Annotated in this window: 19 protein-coding genes; 11 read left to right on the top strand and 8 right to left on the bottom strand. The window is 69.5% G+C overall.

The features are described from left to right. Positions 1-310: 310 nt before the first annotated feature. Both QMK61_RS15720 and QMK61_RS15715 read right to left on the bottom strand, forming a co-directional pair. A complete protein-coding gene (locus tag QMK61_RS15720; protein ID WP_302073177.1) occupies positions 311-1426 on the bottom strand; it encodes an alginate lyase family protein in 1116 nt (371 codons plus the stop codon). After that, positions 1423-2589: a glycoside hydrolase family 88 protein gene (locus QMK61_RS15715; RefSeq protein WP_302073176.1), complete on the bottom strand. Its 1167-nt coding sequence runs from the start codon at positions 2587-2589 to the stop codon at positions 1423-1425. Before QMK61_RS15715 ends, QMK61_RS15720 begins: the two co-directional genes overlap by 4 nt. 96 nt (positions 2590-2685) lie before the next feature. Here QMK61_RS15715 and QMK61_RS15710 point away from each other — a divergent pair, with 96 nt between their 5' ends. The 4 genes from QMK61_RS15710 (at position 2686) to QMK61_RS15695 (ending at position 6870) form a co-directional block, all read left to right on the top strand. Then, entirely contained in the window at positions 2686-3888 is a 1203-nt protein-coding gene (locus tag QMK61_RS15710) for a DUF4861 family protein (RefSeq protein ID WP_302073175.1), read from the top strand. A 6-nt stretch (positions 3889-3894) separates the two neighbouring features. Beyond that, on the top strand, positions 3895-5754 hold the full coding sequence (locus QMK61_RS15705) for a beta-galactosidase (RefSeq protein ID WP_302073174.1): 1860 nt from the start codon (positions 3895-3897) through the stop codon (positions 5752-5754). Between the two features lie 230 nt (positions 5755-5984). Continuing rightward, positions 5985-6440 carry a hypothetical protein gene (locus QMK61_RS15700; protein ID WP_302073173.1) on the top strand — a complete coding sequence of 152 codons (456 nt, stop codon included), beginning with the start codon at positions 5985-5987 and terminating at the stop codon, positions 6438-6440. Beyond that, positions 6427-6870, top strand: coding sequence for a hypothetical protein (locus QMK61_RS15695; protein WP_302073172.1), 444 nt, complete (start codon positions 6427-6429; stop codon positions 6868-6870). The genes QMK61_RS15700 and QMK61_RS15695 overlap by 14 nt, the downstream gene beginning before the upstream one ends. 446 nt (positions 6871-7316) lie before the next feature. Here QMK61_RS15695 and map read toward each other — a convergent pair whose 3' ends face one another. Together map and typA are read right to left on the bottom strand one after the other, a co-directional pair. Continuing rightward, on the bottom strand, positions 7317-8063 hold the full coding sequence (gene map / locus QMK61_RS15690) for a type I methionyl aminopeptidase (protein WP_302073171.1): 747 nt from the start codon (positions 8061-8063) through the stop codon (positions 7317-7319). A gap of 144 nt (positions 8064-8207) precedes the next feature. Next, complete coding sequence (gene typA / locus QMK61_RS15685) at positions 8208-10037, bottom strand: translational GTPase TypA (protein ID WP_302073170.1); 1830 nt, start codon at positions 10035-10037, stop codon at positions 8208-8210. 186 nt (positions 10038-10223) lie between these two features. On the opposite strand from typA, the gene QMK61_RS15680 reads away from it, so the two are divergent. After that, positions 10224-10877, top strand: a complete 654-nt coding sequence (locus tag QMK61_RS15680; protein ID WP_302073169.1) for a DUF899 family protein — start codon at positions 10224-10226, stop codon at positions 10875-10877. A 53-nt stretch (positions 10878-10930) separates the two neighbouring features. Here the strand turns inward: QMK61_RS15680 and QMK61_RS15675 are convergent, their stop codons facing one another. Then, positions 10931-11857 carry a LysR family transcriptional regulator gene (locus tag QMK61_RS15675; RefSeq protein WP_302073168.1) on the bottom strand — a complete coding sequence of 309 codons (927 nt, stop codon included), beginning with the start codon at positions 11855-11857 and terminating at the stop codon, positions 10931-10933. A 33-nt stretch (positions 11858-11890) separates the two neighbouring features. Between QMK61_RS15675 and QMK61_RS15670 the strand changes: the two genes are divergently transcribed. The 4 genes from QMK61_RS15670 (at position 11891) to QMK61_RS15655 (ending at position 14926) form a co-directional block, all read left to right on the top strand. Further along, entirely contained in the window at positions 11891-12661 is a 771-nt protein-coding gene (locus QMK61_RS15670) for an SDR family oxidoreductase (RefSeq protein WP_302073167.1), read from the top strand. 104 nt (positions 12662-12765) lie between these two features. Next, positions 12766-13275, top strand: a complete 510-nt coding sequence (locus QMK61_RS15665) for a peptidylprolyl isomerase (protein WP_302073166.1) — start codon at positions 12766-12768, stop codon at positions 13273-13275. A 60-nt stretch (positions 13276-13335) separates the two neighbouring features. Continuing rightward, the gene (locus QMK61_RS15660; RefSeq protein WP_302073165.1) at positions 13336-14352 is read left to right on the top strand and encodes a LacI family DNA-binding transcriptional regulator; all 1017 of its coding nucleotides are present in this window, start codon (positions 13336-13338) and stop codon (positions 14350-14352) included. Positions 14353-14494: 142 nt separating this feature from the next. Continuing rightward, the gene (locus QMK61_RS15655; protein ID WP_302073164.1) at positions 14495-14926 is read left to right on the top strand and encodes a YidB family protein; all 432 of its coding nucleotides are present in this window, start codon (positions 14495-14497) and stop codon (positions 14924-14926) included. A gap of 68 nt (positions 14927-14994) precedes the next feature. Here the strand turns inward: QMK61_RS15655 and QMK61_RS15650 are convergent, their stop codons facing one another. Beyond that, on the bottom strand, positions 14995-15252 hold the full coding sequence (locus QMK61_RS15650; protein WP_302073163.1) for a GlsB/YeaQ/YmgE family stress response membrane protein: 258 nt from the start codon (positions 15250-15252) through the stop codon (positions 14995-14997). Between the two features lie 238 nt (positions 15253-15490). Here QMK61_RS15650 and QMK61_RS15645 point away from each other — a divergent pair, with 238 nt between their 5' ends. Both QMK61_RS15645 and QMK61_RS15640 read left to right on the top strand, forming a co-directional pair. Next, a complete protein-coding gene (locus QMK61_RS15645) occupies positions 15491-16690 on the top strand; it encodes an aminotransferase class I/II-fold pyridoxal phosphate-dependent enzyme (protein WP_302073162.1) in 1200 nt (399 codons plus the stop codon). Between the two features lie 54 nt (positions 16691-16744). Then, positions 16745-17728, top strand: coding sequence for a malate dehydrogenase (locus QMK61_RS15640; RefSeq protein WP_302073180.1), 984 nt, complete (start codon positions 16745-16747; stop codon positions 17726-17728). Positions 17729-17976: 248 nt separating this feature from the next. On the opposite strand, the gene ahpF is transcribed toward QMK61_RS15640, so the two are convergent. Then, positions 17977-19563, bottom strand: coding sequence for an alkyl hydroperoxide reductase subunit F (gene ahpF / locus QMK61_RS15635; protein ID WP_302073161.1), 1587 nt, complete (start codon positions 19561-19563; stop codon positions 17977-17979). Between the two features lie 181 nt (positions 19564-19744). After that, the gene (ahpC, locus tag QMK61_RS15630) at positions 19745-20308 is read right to left on the bottom strand and encodes an alkyl hydroperoxide reductase subunit C (RefSeq protein WP_302073160.1); all 564 of its coding nucleotides are present in this window, start codon (positions 20306-20308) and stop codon (positions 19745-19747) included. Positions 20309-20408: the final 100 nt, after the last annotated feature.

The raw sequence follows: 20408 nt of genomic DNA, 5'->3' as shown, positions 1-20408 counted from the left end.
CGGCGCTCGGCTACTTGTCACCCAACGACTATGCCAAGAAGCTGAAGCAGGCCGCTTGACTCCGTGCTTCTTGGCGTCCGCTCTCAGGGGGCAGGTTCATAGCAGAGCCAAGCCATAGCCATAGCCATAGCCATAGCCATAGCCATAGCAGAGCGAGACGTCCATGTTTCCGCTTGTCATTCCGGCGCAGGCCGGAATCCAGTAGCGATCGTGCTTGTTCAGGCATACGGATCACTGGATCCCGGCCTGTGCCGGGATGACGAGCTTGGGGGCCTCGGTTTCCAGATACGGTGCGGTGTGGCCGCGCCGTTTATCGCGTAGGCGGGAGCCCGGCCTCCGGTTTGCCCGCGGTGCCCGGGGCGCAGGCATGCAGCACGGGTGGCGTGCCACCCAGCCGCGCGGCCAGCGCGCGGTACTTCGGCATCAGCACCGCCGCATAGGCGTAGAGCGTGGCGCCGTTGCGCGGATTCCACCGCCCGCCGTAACCCTCCAGCCCGGCCCGGCGGCGCTCGACGTCGAACGGCTCGCTGGTGTGCACGAACTCCTGGTGCGACAGGCGGCCTTCGGCATACGGCGCCAGCCAGTCCAGCGCGGCGGCGATGCTGCTGCCGGTGGGCGAGCGTGCCTCGAGCAGGTTGTCCCTGCCGTAGGGCGAAAGTGCCAACGCCGCCTGCACCAGCGGTTCGAGGTCGTAGGTGACATAGTGCAGCGCGTCGCGCTGGGCGAAGTCCACCGTGCTGCCGTCGGGGCGGATGTTGGCGGCCACCTGGGTCATCAGCCGCCGGCGCGCGTCGGCGACCAGGGCCGGGTCGCCCAGCGCCGCGGCGGCGGTGGCGAGCAGCTTGATGCGGTGGCTCTGCCAATTGTTGACGTCGTTGATGTAGGTGGACCCGGCCTTCTGCCGCAGGCGCGAGCGGTAGCCCTCCGCCATGCGCCGGAGCAGGCCGGCCATCGCGGTGCGGGTGGCCGCCGGCAGGGCGTCCCGGGTCAGCGCGTAGGCCTGGAACAGCTGGTCGAGGTTGGTCTCGTCGATCGGGTTGAAGTCGGGCCGGTAGGTGCCGGCCCAGGCATCGAGGTAGCGCGCGACCTGGCGCAGCAGTTCCGGCCTGCCGTCCAGCCGCCAGCCCACCGCGGCGCGCAGGGCCAGCGGCCAGTCGCGCTCGGCCTCGGCGCTGGCGTCGTGGATGCCCTGGTGCGGCAGCAGGCCCTGGGTGTGCACATGGGCCATCGGCCGCGGCTGCGCATCGAGATGGGCCAGCGCATCGGCCAGCACGGGATCGCCGGACGCGGCAGCGGAGGGCGAGGCCAGCGGGCACCACCAGCGCGGCGTCGGCGCTTCGGTGGCGCATGCCGTCGAAACCGCGGCCAGCAGCGCCATCGCTACGGCCGGCCCGATGACGTGACCCGTCTTCTTCGCGGCGTTCAATGCCGCGTTCCCCCGCTCAAGGCATCCACCTCGCCCGCGGCGAGCAGGAAGGCGCCCACGCCGTACACGTAGCTGGCGCCAGGCGGATAGTCGCCCGGCGCGGCGCCGATCGGCTGGATGTCGCCGAGCCGGCCGTCGGCGTAGATCTCGCCCACCAGGCCGCGCCAGCCGCGGGCGATCGCCGGCCGGTAGGCGGCGTCGTCGAGCACGCCGTGGTGCACGCCCCAGGCCAGCGCGTAGACGATGAAGGCCGAGCCGGACACCTCGGGACGCGGGTAGGCTTCCGCGTCGAGCAGGCCCGCGCGCCACAGGCCGTCGCGGCCCTGCAACTGCACCAGCCGCGAGGCCATCGCGCGGAACTGCCGCACGTAGCGCGGGCGCTGCGGATAGTCGGCCGGCATCAGCGCCAGCACGCGGGCCAGGCCGGCCATCACCCAGCCGTTGCCGCGGCTCCAGAACAGCTTGCGGCCGTTGTGCTCGCGCTTGCGCAGGTAGGAGGCGTCGCGGCTGTAGAGGCGCTCCGCCGGGTCGTACAGCAGCGCGCTGGTGATCCACCACTGGCGGTCCATGTAGTCGAGGTAGGCGCGGTCGTGCGTGGCGCGCGCCAGCCCGGCCCAGGTCGGCGGCGCCATGAACAGCGCGTCGCACCACCACCACAGCGGGCGTCCGGGATCGTCAGGCACCCGCATCTGTGCCGCGTAGCGTTCGCGCAGGGGGCGCAGCATCGCCGGGTCGGGGTGGCGTGCGTACAGCGCCAGCCAGGCCTGCGCCACCGCCTGGTCGTCGGCGTGGTGCACGCGTGGCCCCAGGCCCCAGCCGGAGTGTTCGCCCACGCCGCGCACGTAGGCGGCGTAGCGCGGCTCGCGCAGCAGGTCCGCGGCATCGAGGAAGCCGAGGTAGAGCGGGGCGAAGGTCCAGTCCAGGCTGTCGTGGTCCTTCACCCGGCCGTACTGCCAGGCAGCGACCAGGGCCGCCGCACGGCGGATGTCGGCGGGGCGCATCGCGCCGGAGAGCTGCGCGCGCGGCCCGGGATCGGCCGGCGCGTCGCCGGCCATCGGGTCGTCGGCCCGCGCATGGCCGGGCGACAGCGCCAGCAGCGCGGCGGCCAGCAGGCCCAGCGCGCGCAGCCGGGACGGAACCTTGGAACGAAGGACCTGGAGCATGGGCGGCGAGGCTTGTTGAGACTGCCGTCGAGCTTAGGATAGAGTTTCGCAATGTTTCAACAATTATTGAAACTTTCGATTTCTTTTTCAGCGGGCATGCGTGGCCTGGCGCTGCTGGCCGTGTGGCTGGCCGGACAGGAAGCCGCCATGGCCGGCGGAAATGCCGCGCGGCCGCTGGTCGTCGAAGTCGCCAACCCGCTCGCGCTGGCGCGCCACGACGAAGTGCTGTCGCTGCCGCTGGCGGAACTGCGGCGCCGGCGCCCGGCATGGGACGCATGCCGCCTGGCGGTCCGCATCGCCGGCAGGCCCGGGTTGCTGCCCGTGCAATGCTACGCGGACGACGGTGGTACGCCGGACCGGTTGCTGGTACTGCTGGACATCGCGCCGCGGGACAGCGCGAAGCTGGACATCTTCCCCGCGCCGGTCGATGCGAAGGCCTCGCCGAATCCGTTGTACGCGCGGCAGGTGCCCGAACGCGACGACGACTTCGCCTGGGAAAACGGGCAGGTGGCCTTCCGCATCTACGGCAGCGCGCTGGAAAAGACCGGGCAGGTGTTCCCGGGCATCGACGTGTGGTCGAAGCGGCCGCCCCGGCACGTGGTCGACGCGTGGTACAGGCGCGACGCCGAGGGGCAGCGGCTGAACGATCCCTCGATGTCGTACCACATCGACCACGGCGACGGCCTGGACAGCTACGAGGTGGGCCACACGCCCGGCGACGGCGGCACCGCGGGTTGGCTGGACGGCGCGCCGGTGGCCTCGCGCAACGCGTCGCGGGTGCGCATCACCGCGCTGGGGCCGGTGCGGCTGCGCTTCGAGGTGGATTACCCGGCGTGGCGCGTCGGCAAGGTGCTGCTGCGCCAGCACAAGGTGGTCACGCTGGACGCCGGCGCACATCTCAACCGGCAGGTGGTGACCTACCGCATTGCGGGTGCGCCGCGCGCGACCGTGGCCGCGGGCGTGGCGGTGCATGCCGGCGCGGACCTCGTGCACGACGGCGCCACGCGGATCGCGGTGTGGGACACGCCGCAGAAGAAGAGCGCGGGGCGCATCGCCACCGCGCTGCTGCTGGCGCCGGACGAGACGGCGCGCTACGCGCGCACGCGCGATGCCGCCTGGGCGCTGTTCGACGTGGCCGACGGCGGCAGCATCCGTTTCGCCTCCGGCGCCGGCTGGTCGCAGGGCGACATGCCCGACTTCCGTGCCTGGCAGGCATATTTGCATGATTATTCGATGCGCTGGTCGCATCCCCTGCGGGTGCACTGGCCGGCCACCACCACTGACGCCACCGATCGGTGATCAACGATGCAACGACGAGACTTCCTGCGCCTGAGCGTGCTGACCCCGCTGGCCCTTGGCGCGGGCTGGTGCGCCGGCGACGTTCGCGCGACCGCGGCCGCGAACGCCCTCGAGCCGGACGGTCGCAGGCATCGCTTCGAATTGTCGAGGCAGCATTTCCTGCTCGACGGAAAACCTTTCCAGATCATGAGCGGCGAGATGCATCCGATCCGCATCCCCGCCGGCTATTGGCGCCACCGCATCCGCATGGCGAAGGCGATGGGGCTCAACACCATCGCGATCTACCTGATGTGGAACGCGCTGGAATCCGAGCCGGGCGTGTTCGACCTCAAGAGCGGCCGCCGCGATTTCGCGAAGTTCATCCGCATCTGCCAGGAAGAGGGCATGTGGGTGTATCTGCGCCCCGGTCCCTACATCTGCGGCGAGTGGGATTTCGGCGGCCTGCCGCCGTACCTGCTGCGCCACCCGCACATGCGCGTGCGCGACAGGGACGACCCGGACTACATGGCCGCGGTGCGCCGCTACGTCGCCACGGTCGCGCCGGTCATCCGGCCGCTGCTGGCGGCCAACGGCGGCCCGGTCCTGATGGTGCAGGTGGAGAACGAATACGCCTCGTACGGCCGCGACCTCGGCTACCTGGAGGCGATCCGCGCGCTGTGGGAGGCGCACGGCATCCACGGGCCGTTCTCCATCTCCGACGGCCTGGGCCAGGTGCGCGAGGCGAGGACGTACCTGCCCGGCACCGCGCTGGGCCTGGACGGCGACACCGATTTCGCCGGGGCCCAGGCCATCGCGGGCGAGATGCCGGTATGGATGGGCGAGGGCTATCCGGGCTGGATCACCCACTGGGGCGACAAGGATTTCGCGCGCGGCGACTTCGCCGGCACGCTGGGCAGGCTGCTGGCGGAAGGGCGCTCGTTCAACCTGTACGTGGTGCACGGCGGCACCAATTTCGGCTTCGGCGCGGGCGCCAACGCGAACAGGGACGGCAGCGATTTCCAGCCGGTGATCACCAGCTACGACTACGGCGCGCCGATCGACGAGCGCGGCGCCGCCACGCCCGATTACCACCGTTTCCGCGCGCTGCTCGCCGCGCACGTGCCGCACCCGTTGCCCGAGGTGCCGGCGCCGCCGCCGGCGATCCGCTTCGACGCGGTGACGCCGCAGCCGCACGCCGCGCTGTGGGACAACCTGCCGCCACCGAAAAGTGTGCCCGCGCCGCAGCCCAACGAACGGCTGTTCGCGCAGGACCACGGCATGGTGCTGTACCGCAAGCGCGTGCCGGGTGGCGGCACGCTCGACGTGCGCGGCGTGCACGACGATGCCGCCGTGTCCCACGGCGGCCGGTACCTGGGCGCCATTTCCCGCGTGCCCAAGGCCGGGCTGCCGGAACGCCCGCTGGCGTTGCCGCCGGGCGAGGGCGAACTGGACATCCTCGTCGACAGCTTCGGCCACGTCGGCTACGGCCGCGCCATGGACGGCGACCGCAAGGGCCTGCTCGGGCCCGTGCGCCTGGACGGCCGCGAACTGCGCGACTGGCAGGCCTTCAGCCTACCGCTGGACGCGCACTGCATCGCCAGCCTGAAACCGCTGCACGGCAAGCCCGCGCGACCCGGCGTGTTCTTCAGGGCCGTGTTGCATCTGCCGCGGACAGGCGACAGTTACCTGGACATGGCGGCCTGGGACAAGGGCTACCTGTGGGTGAACGGCCACCTGCTCGGCCGCTACTGGAAGCTCGGCCCGCAGCAGCGCCTGTACTGCCCGGCCGCGTGGCTGCGCGAGGGCGACAACGAACTGCTGGTGTTCGACATGCACCACACCGAAGGCGCGCCGATCCGCGGCGTGGAAACGTTGCACGACGCGTGACCCCGCGGGCGCCTCGAATAGCCTGCTTTTGTAGGAGCGCACCCTATGCGCGAAAGGCTTTTGGCGAAGCCTGGCCAGAAACCTTCGCGCACAGGGTGCGCTCCTACATGGCTCCGAGAAGAATGTGAGGTGAGTCTGAAAGCTGTCGCGCAAACAGTCCCCCGGCCTTGACTCGCCATTTGCCACGCGCAGACACTCCCTGCAGGAAACACAAGCAAGGAGAGACAGGTATGTCGAAGCTCAAGTACAACGGTGTTCTGCACCAGCTCACGCTGGTCGACAAGCAAGGCAAGATCGTCGGCACCTGGTCGGCCTACAACAATGTCGACAGCCATGCCACGATCCAGCCGCACATCCCGGATGGCAGCTACGCCATCCAGGACAGGTCGAGGCCGCATCCGCATGCCGCCGATCCAAATGGCCCCTACGGGTCCTACGGCATCATTCGATTCAATGTGCCGGGACACGTCGGCGTCGGTGTCCACTCGGGACGCGCCAACGCCCGGCACCTTCCGGGACCTCCGCACCCGACCATGGGTTGCATACGGACTTCGGATGCGGCGATGAAGAGCATCAGGGATTTCATGGCGACCGATCCGCTGACGACGATGATCGTCAGCGGCAACAGCCAGCGATCCGCGCATGCGGGCCATGCCCGCTTTGGAGCCGCCCATGTCCATCCGTAAACCTATGCTTCTTTGCGGCCTGCTGCTGGTGGCGGGCTGCGTACAGGCCGGCCCGCGGCATGCGGCGGCGCAGACGTGTTCGCCCGCACAGGGCGAGGCGGCCGATGCCATGCTGGACAAGCTCGACGACTGGGCGGCCGTCGGCCACTTCTTCAAGGCGTACCGTCAGTGCGACGACGGCTATATCGCCGAAGGCAGTTCCGACGCCATCGCGCGACTGCTGGCCGGGCAATGGGAAACCTTGCCGAAGTTGCAGGCGCTGATCCGGCAGGAACCGGCGCTGCGCGCCTTCGTGCTGAGCCACGTCAACAGCACGCTGGATACCGACGAGCTGGAGCGGATCAAGCGCAACGCTTCGGAGTCCTGCCCGTCGGACGGGGCCTCGTTGTGTGCCGACCTGCGGCAGGCTGCGGATCGGGCCTCGAAGTAGTTGCTGAAGCTGGCTGCGAAAAGCCGCCTCCGGGCGGCTTTTTCATTCGCGTGCCGGCGGATCCGCGCTGTTGTCCGGAATAATTTCGAACACTCGCGGCTATGCATAACATGTATCGACCCCACGCTCTGGCTCGTCATTCCGGCGCAGGCCGGAAGCGCTTTATCAACAGACGAAGGTCTGGCCATCCAGTCGCCGTGCGGCTCGAGCGGGAGTGGTCGCTACTGGATGACTCGCTGCGCTCGCCCCTTCGGGGCCGCCCTGCGGGCGTTCTGCGCGCTGCGCGCTTGTCCGGCCTGCGCCGGGATGACGAGCTGGGTAGGTCGTCGCCACCGAAAACGAGTCGCCTTCTCGCCGTGCTTTCGTGCAAGCGATATGGACCTTCATCCTTCGAGGCCATGCTTGGATCATTCCGGACCGCAGTGGGCGGGCCGGGGATGGCACCCTCAATGCACGGTGACCACGATCGGCTGCGCACGGGTCACGATCATGGTGTGTTCGTACTGGGCGGACAGGTTGCCGCGCGCACCCACCAGCGTCCAGCCGTCGGCGGCCTCGCCCACCACGCGGCTCCTGGTCGAGAGGAACGGCTCGATGGTGATCACCATGCCTTCCTCGAGCCGCCGTTCGTCGCTGGGATCGAAGTAGCCCGGGATGTACTCGGGCGCCTCGTGCAGCGCGCGGCCGACCCCGTGGCTGCCCAGGTTCTCGATGACGCGGAAGCCGTACGCCTTCGCCGTGCGCTGGATCGCCGCGCCGATGCCGTTGATGGGCAGGCCGGCGCGGGCGTGCTTCATGGCTTCCGCCAGCGCCATGCGGGTGGCGTGGCAAAGCCGGGTCTTCTGCGCGTTGGACGGCGGCACCACGCGGGTGCCGCCGGTATCGGCGAAATAGCCGTCCAACTCGGCCGACACGTCCACGTTCAGCACGTCGCCCGGCCGGATCACCCGGCTGCCGGGAACGCCGTGCGCGGCTTCCTCGTTGATGCTGATGCAGGTGGCGCCGGGGAAGCCGTAGGTGAGCGCGGGCGCCGAGCGCGCGCCGTGCCTTTCGAGCAGATCCGCGCCCAGCCGGTCCAGCTCCCGCGTGGTCATGCCGGGCTCGGCCGCGTCGAGCATCGCGTGCAGCACGCTGGAGACGATGCCGCCGATGCGCCTCAGCGCCACGATATCGGCTTCGGTCTCGATGGTCATGGCGGTGTCCTCGGCGGGTGGCTGGAAAGGCAGGGGGCAGGGCAGCGCGGCCCACGGTACGCCCTCGGCCGGGTACTGTCATGGGCGCCGGACAGAAAGGCCGCCATTCCGGCGGCCCTTCTGCGGGTGCGTGGAGCGGCCTGATCAGCCGCCGCGCGAAGCCCGCTTGCGGTCGTTCTCGGTGAGGTGCTTCTTGCGCAGGCGGATCTCCTTCGGCGTCACTTCGACCAGCTCGTCGTCGTCGATGAAGTCCAGCGCCTGTTCCAGCGAGAACTTGGTCGCCGGGGTCAGCTGGATCGCGTCGTCCTTGCCCGAGGCGCGCATGTTGGTCAGCGGCTTGGGCTTGATCGCGTTGACGGTGAGGTCGTTGTCCTTGGCGTGGATGCCGACCAGCTGGCCTTCGTACACGTTGTCGCCCTCGGCCGCGAACAGCTTGCCGCGTTCCTGCAGCGGCCCCAGCGAGTAGGCGGGGGTGGTGCCGCCGGCGTTGGCGATCATCACGCCGTTGGCGCGCTTGGCGATCTGGCCTTCTTCCTTCGGGCCGTAGTGGTCGAACACGTGGAACAGCAGGCCCGAGCCCTGGGTGAGGGTCTTGAACTGGTTCTGGAAGCCGATCAGGCCGCGCGCCGGGATCATGTACTCCAGGCGCACGCGGCCCTTGCCGTCCGGCTCCATGTTCTTGAGCTGGCCCTTGCGCACGCCCAGGCGCTCCATCACCGGACCCTGGTGGATCTCCTCCACATCGACCACCAGCTGCTCGATCGGCTCCATCTTCTGGCCGTCGATCTCCTTGATGATGACCTCGGGGCGCGACACGGCCAGTTCGTAGCCCTCGCGGCGCATGTTCTCGATCAGCACCGACAGGTGCAGCTCGCCGCGGCCGGAAACGAGGAACTTGTCCGCGTCCGAGCCCTGCTCGACCTTCAGCGCCACGTTGTGCACCTGCTCGCGGTCGAGGCGGTCCTTCAGCTGGCGGCTGGTGAGGAACTTGCCGCCGCTGAGGTCCTTGTTGCCGGCGAACGGCGAGTTGTTGACCTGGAAGGTCATCGAGATGGTCGGCTCGTCCACGGTCAGCGCGGGCAGCGCCTCGGGCGCGTCCAGCGCGGTCACGGTGTCGGAAATGGTCAGCTCGGCGATGCCGGAGATGGCGACGATGTCGCCGGCCTCGGCGCTGTCCTGCTCGATCCGCTCCAGGCCCATGAAGCCGAGCACCTGCAGCACCTTGCCCTGGCGCTTCTTGCCGTGGCGGTCGATCACCGCCACCGGCATGTTCTTCTTCAGCGTGCCGCGCTGGATGCGGCCGATGCCGATCACGCCGACGAAGTTGTTGTAGTCCAGCTGGCTGATGCGCATCTGGAACGGGCCCTCCGGGTCGACCTCGGGCTTGGGCGCGTGCTGCATGATCGCCTCGTACAGCGGCGTCATGTCGCCTTCGCGCACGTTCTCGTCGAGGCTGGCGTAGCCGTTCAGGGCCGAGGCGTAGACGATCGGGAACTCCATCTGCTCCGGCGTGGCGCCGAGGCGGTCGAACAGGTCCCACACCTGTTCCACCACCCACTCCGGGCGGGCGCCGGGACGGTCGATCTTGTTGATCACCACGATCGGCTTGAAGCCCATCGCGAACGCCTTCTGGGTCACGAAGCGCGTCTGCGGCATCGGGCCGTCCATCGCGTCGACCAGGATCAGTACGGTGTCCACCATCGACAGCACGCGCTCCACCTCGCCGCCGAAGTCGGCGTGACCGGGGGTGTCGACGATGTTGATGCGGTTGCCCTGCCAGGTGATGGCGGTGTTCTTGGCCAGGATGGTGATGCCGCGTTCCTTTTCCTGGTCGTTGGAGTCCATCACGCGCTCGGCCAGCACGGTGCGCTCGGAGAGCGTGCCGGACTGCTTCAGCAGCTGGTCGACGAGGGTGGTCTTGCCGTGGTCGACGTGGGCGACGATGGCGATGTTGCGCAGATTTTCGATGGACATGGCAAAGGGCCCGGGCGGCACGGGAGAGCCGCACGCGAAGTTTCGGAGGGGATAAACCCGCGGATTATACGGGGTTGCGGGCCGACTTGCCCATGCCGCGGGCGCGGAGGGGCGGTGTCGAATCCGGGCCGGCCCGTCCGTCGTCCAGACAGGTGCCGCCGGCGGCGGCCATCCAGGAGGCATGGCATGCACTTTCCACCCGTGGTCGAGGCAGCGGACTGGCAGGCGGAGCTGGACCGTCTGCGGGTCCGCGAGAAGGAGGCGACCCGCGCCCTGGACGCGCTGGCCGCGGCGCGGCGCCGCTTGCCGATGGTCCGCTTCGACGGGGGCCACCGTTTCGAGGGCGAGCACGGCGAGGTCGGGCTGGCCGATCTGTTCGAGGGCCGTCGCCAGCTGGTGGTCTACCACTTCATGCCCCCGGGCGAGGACTTCTGCGTGGGCTGCTCCGGCTTCGCCGACAACATCGGCCGGCTGGAACACCTGCATGCGCGCGACACCACGCTGGCGCTGGTCACGGCCACCGACTTCCCGCGCCTCGCGGCCTATCGCGCCCGCATGGGGTGGACGGTGCCCTGGTACGCCGCGCTCGGCGGCGGCTTCGACGCCGCCTGTGGCCTGGACGGCGGCTTCGGCCTCAGCGTCTTCCTGCGCGACGGCGACGCGGTGTACCGCAGCTACTTCACCGCCGCGCGCGGCGTGGACCGCCTGCGAATGGACTTCAACCTGCTCGACCTCACCCCGTTCGGCCGGCAGGAGCGCTGGGAGGACTCGCCCGGGGGCTGGCCGCAGACCGAGCCGTACCGCTGGTGGCGCCGGCACGACGAATACGGCCGGGGGTGAGCCCAGAGCACCATCGGGTGCGGCGGCATCCGCCCCGGCAAGTCATGCACGCGTCACCCGCCACGCGCGACGTCGGCCACCGTCCCGACCAACCAGCGCAGGCCCGCGTCGCCGTCCATGGATGCCTTCCACGTCGCATCCATCCGGTGGGCTGGGAGCGGGAAGGGCAGCGGGCTGACGGCCAGCCCCAGCTCGCGGCTCCAGACCCGCGCGACGTAGTCGGGCACGGTGACCAGGGCCGCGGTGTCGCGCACGATGAACGGATGGGTGGCGAAGTGCGGATTGGCGAACAGCACGCGCCGCGCATGGCCGAGCTTCGCCAGTTCCTCGTCGATGTAGCCGTGCAGCTCGCCCTTGAACGAGGTGAGCAGGTGCGGATGGCGCAGGAATTCGCGCAGGCCCAGCTTCGCCCGCCGCGGACGCACCAGCGCCGCGTTGTAGAGGCAGACGAAGCGCCATTCGAACAGCGGGCGGTGGCGCAGCCAGCGCGGACCTTCGTCGTGCATGCCCAGCGCCAGCTCGATCTCGTTGCGCTCCAGCATCGGCGCGACGCGGTGGCGGTCGGTGTCCAGGGTGACCAGCCGCACGTCGGGCGCTTCCCGGGCGAGGCGCTGCAGCAGGCGCGGGAACAGCGCCACGCCCAGCGCCTCGCTGGTGCCGATGCGGAACACCCGCGTCGAGGCCTGCGGCTCGAACGGGCGGTGGGCGGTGATCGCCCCGTGCAGGCCGTGCAGCAGCGCATCGACCTGCCGCGACAGCTCCAGCGCGCGCGGCGTCGGCTCCATGCCGGCGCGACCGCGCACGAACAGCGGGTCGTCGAACGCCGCGCGCAGGCGCTTCAGCGCGCCGCTGACCGCCGGCTGGCCCAGGTACAGCCGCGCCGCCGCCCGCGTGACGTGCCGTTCCTGCATCAGGGCGTGGAAGACCAGCAGCAGGTTCAGGTCGAGCCGGCGGAAATCACGTTCGATGATGGTGTCCATGTCGACAAACGATTGGAGCGATGGAAACCGAGCATGCACGATCGCCTCACTGGCCGCATCCGGCGGCCGCACGAGGAGTCGGACATGCGCGACGGGCACAGGAAGATCGTGGTGCTGGGCGGTTCGTCCGGAATGGGGCTGGCCACCGTCCGCCTGCTGGCGGAGGCCGGGCATGCGCTGATCGCCACCGGGCGCGACCCGGCCCGGCTTGCCGCGGCGCTCGGGCCGCTGGCGGGCGACGTGCGCGGCGAGGCCTTCGATGCCGTCGACCGGACCCGGCTGGGCGCCTTCTTCCAGCGCCTCGGCGCGTTCGACGACCTGGTCGTCGCGCTCAGCGGCGGCGAAGGCGGCGGCCCGTTCCGCCAGTTGGACCTGGGCGCGCTGGAGCGTGGCTTCGCGGCCAAGTTCTGGCCGCACGTCCATGCGGCGCAGGCCGCGCTGCCGACGCTGCGCCCGGGCGGCAGCATCACCTTCCTCACTTCGATCTCGGCGCGCATCGCCAACCCCGGCACGGCAGGCCTGGCCGCCATCAACGGCGCGATCGAGGCGATGGTGCCCGTGCTGGCGCGCGAGCTGGCGCCGATCCGGGTCAATGCGGTGGCGCCCGGCGTGGTCGACACGCCGTGGTGGAACGCGATGGGCGCCGAAGCCCGCGCCGCGGTGTTCCGCCAGCAGGCGGAGACTCTGCCGGCGGGGCGGGTGGGCCGCCCGGAGGACGTGGCGGAAGCGGTCGCCTTCCTGGTCGGCAACGGCTTCACCACCGGCACGGTCGTGGCGTGCGACGGCGGGCTGCACCTGCTTTAGCCGGGAACGCACCGTTCATCCTGCCTGTGCCGGCGGCTGGGTTATCCTTGTGGACCATCCGGCCTGTCCCCGGGCCGACGCATTCCAGTCCAGAAGGATTCCCGATGAGCATCAACGTCACCCTGCAAACCAGCCGCGGCCCGATCCACCTGCGCCTGCACGAGGACAAGGCCCCGGTGACGGTGGCCAGCTTCGTCAACCTGGCGCGCCGCGGGTACTACGACGGGCTGAGCTTCCACCGCGTGATCGCCGACTTCATGATCCAGGGCGGCTGCCCGCTGGGCACCGGCACCGGCGGCCCGGGCTACAAGTTCGAGGACGAGTTCCACCCCTCGCTGCGCCACGACAAGCCGGGCGTGCTGTCGATGGCCAACGCCGGCCCGCGCACCAACGGCAGCCAGTTCTTCATCACCCACGGCCCGACGCCGTGGCTGGACGGCAAGCACAGTGTGTTCGGCGAGGTGGTCGGCGCGGAGGACCAGAAGGTGGTCGACGCGATCCGCCAGGGCGACGCGATCGAGAAGGTCACCGTGGAAGGCGACGTGGACGCGCTGCTGGCCGCCCAGGCCGGCCGCGTGCAGGAGTGGAACCAGGCGCTGGACGCGCGTGGCTGAGCATCGCCGTCCCGTCCCGCGGGCATGCCGCGGGACGGACGCCGGGTGAAGGGAGAATCCATGCGGGTACGCCTTGAAGACGTGGCGCGCGAGGCGGGCGTTTCGCCCAAGACGGTGTCGCGCGTGCTCAACGACGAGGCCAACGTCAAGGACGCCACGCGCCAGCGCGTGCTGGCCGCGATGGCGGCGATGGACTACCACCCGCATCCGTCGGCGCGCAGCCTGGCGGGCAACCGCTCCTTCCTGGTGGCGATGCTGTACGACAACAACGACAACCCCACCTCGTCCTACCTGGCCGAGATCCAGGACGGCGTGCTGGAAGCCTGCGACGAGCACCACTACAGCATGATGGTGCGCCCGCTGCGCATCGGCGGCGCGGACTTCATCCACCGGGTCGACACGCTGATCTCGCGCCACCATCCCGACGGCGTGGTGCTGACCCCACCGATCACCGACTACGCGCCGCTGCTCAAGCGCCTGCGCGAGCGCGAGGTGCCGCACGCCTGCGTGTCGCCGGTGAAGCACCGCGACCGCATCGGCGTGGTGATGGACGAGCGCCGGGCCGCGCAGGCGATGGTGGCGCACCTGATCGGGCTGGGGCACCGGCGCATCGCCCACGTGGTCGGCATCCCCAGCCACGGCGCCAGCCGCTGGCGCCTGGCCGGCTATCGCGACGCGCTGGCCGCGGCCGGCCTGGCGGAGGACCCGGCGCTGGTGGTGCAGGGTGCCTTCACCTTCGGCTCCGGCGTGGCGGCGGCGCGCGAGCTGCTGGCGCCGAAGAAGAAGCGGCCCACCGCGGTGTTCGCCGCCAACGACGACATGGCCGCCGGCGTGATGTGGGTGGCCGGCGAATACGGGCTGAAGGTGCCGCGCGACCTGTCCGTGTGCGGTTTCGACGACACCCCGCTGGCCAGCCAGCTGTGGCCGGCGCTGACCACCGTGCGCCAGCCCAGCCGCGAGATGGGCCGGCTGGCCGCCCTGCAGTTGCTGGAGGCCCTGCGCGGCCGCGGCCCGGGGAGCCTGGTGCAGGTGCCGTATTCGCTGGAGCTGCGCGACTCCACCGCGCCCGCGCCCTGACCGTCCGGCGCCGGCGGGCGTATTTTGGGAATGTTCCGACCCGGAACCGGGACCGGTTTCACATGCCCGTCACGACGGTGAGGGGGCGCGCCACCTAGAATCGACGGGCTGCACACATCCACTCTCGACAAGGAGCCTGGCTATGTCCTTTCTCAACGATCTGCTGGGCGGAGCCCAGGGCAATGCGGCCGGCGGCGGTTCGCTCATCTCGCTGGCCGGCGAACTGATTCAGAAGGCCGGCGGCGTGCAGGGGCTGGTGGCCATGCTCCAGCAGCACGGGCTGGGCGACGCGGTGCAATCGTGGGTCGGCACCGGCTCGAACCAGGCGGTGTCCGGCAGCCAACTGGGCCAGGCGCTGCAGAACGGTGGCCTGGGCTCGGTGCTGGAACAGGCGGCCGGCAAGCTCGGCGTCGACCAGAACCAGCTCCTGGGCCAGCTTTCGCAGGTGCTGCCGCACGCGGTGGACCACCTCACGCCCGACGGCCAGGTGCCGGCGCAGGGGCAGGGTGGCGGCCTCGACCTGGGTGCGCTGGAAGGGCTGGCCGGCAAGCTGCTGGGCGGGTTGGGCGCCTGATCCGATCAGGGTGATGCGAAAACGGCGCCGGCGAAGCACGTGCTTCGCCGGCGCCGTGCGTTTGCGGGTCAGCTGGATGCGTTGCGCTTGAAGACGGCGTGGTAGATCACCAGCAGGATGATCGCGCCGACGATGGAGGCGATGAAGTGCACCAGTCCGGTGGGCCCCCACCAGCCCAGGTGTTCGCCCACCCAGGTGGCGAGTACCGAGCCGATGATGCCGATGATGGCGGTGATGATGAAGCCGCCCGGATCCTTCCCGGGGGTGATGAGCTTGGCGATGATGCCGACGACCAGACCGACGATGAATACCCAGAGCCAATGCATGTCCGTGTGTCCTCTTGCGGGTGGATGACGGTTCCCCTTCGGTGCTGGGCGCCGCGTCCTGCGGGCCCCGGCAATGCCGCGACGGGCGCGGCGCGTCCATCATGCAACGGCGGGGCGGTGGATTGCACCCCTGGCGGGGCCGGTCAATGCGACTTCCGTAGCGCTGCCGGATGATGCGTCGCCGCATGCTAAAATCCCCGGGTTTGCGTTCCCTCTCCCCCACGATCCAGAGGAAGCCATGCCCCAGCTCGCCCAGCGTGTCGGCCGCGCCAAGCCCAGCGCGATCATGGTCATCGCCTCCAAGGCGAAGCAGCTCAAGGCCGCCGGCCGCGACATCATCAGCTTCTCCATCGGCGTGCCCAACTTCCTGCCCGGCGAGCACGTATACGCGGCGGCGCGCGAGGCGCTCGGCCACGACAGTGGCCAGTACGGCAGCAACCGCGGCGCCGAGCCGCTGCTGGACGCCTTCCTGAAGCACATCGAGGCGCTGGGCTTTTCCGGCTACGGCCACGCCAACCTGTCGATCGGCATCGGCGCCAAGCAGGTGCTGTACAACCTGGCCGAGGCGTTGCTGGACGAAGGCGACGAGATCGCCTTCGCCGCGCCGTACTGGACCACCTACCGCGACATCGCCGACATCGTGGGCGCCAAGGTCAACGTGCTGCACTGCGGCCCGGACCAGGACTACAAGCTCACGCCGACGCAGCTCGACGCGGCGCTGGCGCGCAAGCCCAGGGTGTTCCTGTTCAACAATCCGTCCAACCCCACCGGCATGGTCTACACGCGCGAGGAAATCGCGGCGCTGGCGGACGTGCTGGCGAAGCATCCGGACACCTGGATCATCACCGACGACATCTACAACTCGATGGTGTTCGACGGCATTGGCTACCACAACTTCGTGCATGCGAAGCCGGAGTTGAGGGAGCGGCTGGTGTTCGTCGACTCGGTCTCCAAGACCTACGGCATGCCGGGCTGGCGCGTGGGCCTGCTGGCCGGGCCGGAAGCGGTGGCCAAGGCGGTCACCACGCTCAATTCCAACCACATCACCAGCATCCCGGAAGTGATCACCGCGGCCGCGGTGGCCGCGTTCGCCGGCCCGCAGGACATCCCGCAGGCGAAGTGCGCCGAGTTCGCCGCCCGTCGCGACACCGTGGTCGCTGCGCTCAACGCCATCCCCGGCGTGAGCTGCCCGCGACCGCAGGGCGCGTTCTATGCGTTCCCGGACGTCTCGGTGGCGTTCGGCAAGAGCCACAACGGCACCCGGATTTCCAACGACGTGGAACTGTGCGCCGCGCTGCTGGAGGCCAAGGGCGTGGCCTGCGTGCCGGGTTCCGCCTTCGGCGAGCCGCGCGGCTTGCGCATTTCCTATACCTGCCCGGCCGCACAATTGCAGCCTGGCCTGGACCGCATCCAGGAGTTCTTCGCCGAACTCGCTTGACCGGGAGCCGCCTGCGCGCTTCCCTTTCCGATTACCGAACCACGGAGATCCATGATGAAAGCCCCCGTTCGAGTCGCCGTCACCGGCGCTGCCGGCCAGATCGGCTACGCCCTGCTGTTCCGCATCGCCGCGGGCGACATGCTGGGTCCGGACCAGCCGGTGATCCTGCACCTGCTGGAGATCACCCCGGCGCTGCCCGCGCTGCAGGGCGTGGTGATGGAGCTCAACGACTGCGCGTTCCCGACCCTGGCCGGCATCGTCGCCACCGACGACGCCAACGTCGCCTTCAAGGACGTGGACTACGCACTGCTGGTCGGTGCCCGCCCGCGCGGCCCGGGCATGGAGCGCAAGGACCTGCTGGAAGCCAATGGCGCGATCTTCGGCCCGCAGGGCAAGGCGCTGAACGACCACGCCAGGCGCGACGTGAAGGTGCTGGTGGTGGGCAACCCGGCCAACACCAACGCGCTGATCGCGCAGCAGAACGCGCCGGACCTCGACCCGAAGTGCTTCACCGCGATGGTGCGGCTGGACCACAACCGCGCGCTGTCGCAGCTCGCCGAGAAGACCGGCAAGCACACCACCGACATCCGCAAGGTCACCATCTGGGGCAACCACAGCTCCACCCAGTACCCCGACCTGCACCACGCCACCGTGGATGGCAAGCCGGCGCTGTCGCTGGTCGACCAGGCCTGGTACGAGAACGACTTCATCCCCACCGTGCAGCAGCGCGGCGCGGCCATCATCAAGGCGCGCGGCGCCTCGTCGGCCGCTTCGGCCGCTTCGGCCGCGATCGACCACATGCGCACCTGGGCGCAGGGCACGGCGGAAGGCGACTGGGTCTCGATGGGCATCCCGTCCGACGGTTCCTACGGCATCGAGCCGGGCGTGATCTTCGGTTACCCGGTGACGGTGAAGGACGGCAAGTACGCCATCGTGCAGGGGCTGGAGATCAATGCGTTCTCGCAGGCGCGCATTGACGCGACCCACAAGGAACTGCGCGAGGAGCGCGCGGGCGTCGAGCACCTGTTCGCCAAGTGAGTTGGCGTGGTGCTTGAGGGAGGGCGGCTTCGGCCGCCCTTTTTCTTTGGCGGTTTCGGCAACGGCGAAAAGGAACCGACGTCTATGCCGTCGCTATGAGCCTGATCGTCCCGCCCCTGCTCGGCTCCCGAATGGACTCGATGAGGGCGAACGGGGTGAGGAAAACCCGCAACCGTTCGCCCTGAGCGTAGCGCAGCGAAGTCGAAGGGCCGTGCCGACCGACCTGCCTCCCGCGCGAGGCCTGAACTTCAGGCCTCGGCGGCTTCGGCCACCGGCGCCGAACTGCGGATCAGGTGGTCGAACGCGGCCAGCGCGGCAGTGGAGCCTGCGCCCATCGCGATCACGATCTGCTTGTACGGCACCGTGGTGGCGTCGCCGGCGGCGAACACGCCGGACAGCGAGGTCTGGCCGCGGTCGTCGATCACGATCTCGCCGCGCGGGCTGAGTTCCAGCGAGCCCTTCAGCCACTCGGTGTTCGGCAGCAGGCCGATCTGCACGAAGACGCCTTCCAGTTCCAGGCTGTGCATCACGCCGTCGGTGCGGTCCTTGTAGACCAGGCCGTTGACCTTCTGGCCGTCGCCCAGCACCTCGGTGGTCTGCGCGCTGACGATCACGTCCACGTTGGGCAGGCTGCGCAGCTTGCGCTGCAGCACCTCGTCCGCGCGCAGCTTGCCGTCGAACTCGATCAGGGTGACGTGGGCCACCAGGCCGGCCAGGTCGATCGCCGCCTCGACGCCGGAGTTGCCGCCGCCGACCACCGCCACGCGCTTGCCCTTGAACAGCGGGCCGTCGCAGTGCGGGCAGTAGGCCACGCCCTTGTTGCGGTAGGCGTCCTCGCCGGGCACGCCCATCTGCCGCCAGCGTGCGCCGGTGGACAGGATCACGGCCTTGGACTTCAGGCGGGCGCCGTTCTCCAGTTGCACCTCGACCAGGCCGCTGGCGGATTCGCCGGCGGGCACCAGCTTCGTGGCGCGCTGCAGGTTCATCACGTCCACGTCGTATTCGCGCACGTGCTGCTCCAGCGCCGCGCCCAGCTTCGGGCCTTCGGTGTAGGGCACGGAGATGAAGTTCTCGATCGCCATGGTATCGAGCACCTGGCCGCCGAAGCGCTCGGCCGCCACGCCGGTGCGGATGCCCTTGCGCGCGGCGTAGATCGCCGCCGCGGCGCCGGCCGGGCCGCCGCCGACCACCAGCACGTCGAACGCGCCCTTGGCCTTGATCTTCCCGGCCTCGCGCTCGGCGCTGCCGGTATCAATCTTCGCCAGGATCTGTTCCAGGCTCATGCGGCCCTGGTCGAACAGTTCGCCGTTGAGGTAGACGGTGGGCACCGACATGACCTGGCGCCGCTCCACCTCGTCCGGGTACAGCGCGCCGTCGATGGCGACGTGCTTGATGTTGGGGTTGAGCACGCTCATCAGGTTGAGCGCCTGCACCACGTCCGGGCAGTTCTGGCAGGACAGCGAGAAATAGGTCTCGAAGCGGAACTCCCCTTCGAGGTCCTGCACCTGCGCGATGGTCTCGGCCGCGGCCTTGGACGGATGCCCGCCTACCTGCAGCAAGGCCAGCACCAGCGAGGTGAACTCGTGGCCCATCGGGATGCCGGCGAAGCGCACGCCGACGTCGGTGCCGAGGCGGTTGATCGCGAACGAGGGCTTGCGCGGCTCGTCGTCGTCGCGGCGCAGCGAGATCCTGTCGCTCATTGCGGCGATCTCGTGCAGCAGCTCGTCCAGCTCGCGCGACTTGGCGCCGTCGTCCAGCGCGGCGACCAGTTCGATCGGCTGCGTGAGTTTCTCCAGGTAGGCCTTGAGCTGGGCCTTGATGGCTTCGTCGAGCATGGCGGGCACTCCGGGGTCGGATGCGGGAGAAGGGGGGATGGGATACTTGTGGCAGCGGCCTACGCCATCGGGGAGGGCGGCTGCGGAGGGGGAGCGAAGCCGGGCGCAAGCCGCTGGCACAAGCATCCTCGGTGGATGGGAACCGGGCGCCGCGGCGCCCGGTTCCGGTACGGCAGGTGGATCAGATCTTGCCAACCAGGTCCAGCGAGGGAGCCAGGGTCTTCTCGCCTTCCTTCCACTTGGCCGGGCACACCTCGCCCGGGTGGCTGGCGACGTACTGCGCGGCCTTCACCTTGCGCAGCAGTTCCTTGGCGTCGCGGCCGATGCCGCCGGCGGTGATCTCGACGATCTGGATCTTGCCGTCCGGGTCGACCACGAAGGTGCCGCGGTCGGCCAGGCCGGCGTCCTCGATCAGCACCTCGAAGTTGCGTGCGATCGCGTGGGTGGGGTCGCCCAGCATGGTGTACTCGATCTTCCTGATCGCGTCGGAGGTGTCGTGCCACGCCTTGTGCGAGAAGTGGGTGTCGGTCGAGACGCTGTAGATCTCCACGCCCAGCTTCTGAAACTCGGCATAGTTGTCCGCCAGATCCTCAAGCTCGGTCGGGCAGACGAAGGTGAAGTCGGCCGGGTAGAAGAACACCACGGACCACTTGCCCTTGAGGTCGGCCTCGGTCACTTCGATGAACTTGCCGGCCTTGAACGCCTGGGCCTTGAACGGCTTCACTTCGGTATTGATCAAAGACACTTGCTGATCTCCGTTGGTGGGTGGTTGATGGGCTCAATTGTAGGGATCGTGTTCGATCAGTCCAATTGATTGTTGGGATAGGGTGGATAGGCGTGGGCTA

It is taken from the genome of Fulvimonas sp. R45 (assembly GCF_030504985.1).
GTDB lineage: Bacteria > Pseudomonadota > Gammaproteobacteria > Xanthomonadales > Rhodanobacteraceae > Rhodanobacter_A.
The sequence above is the reverse complement of the archived record's forward strand: the minus strand, read 5'-3'. Positions and strand labels throughout refer to the sequence as shown.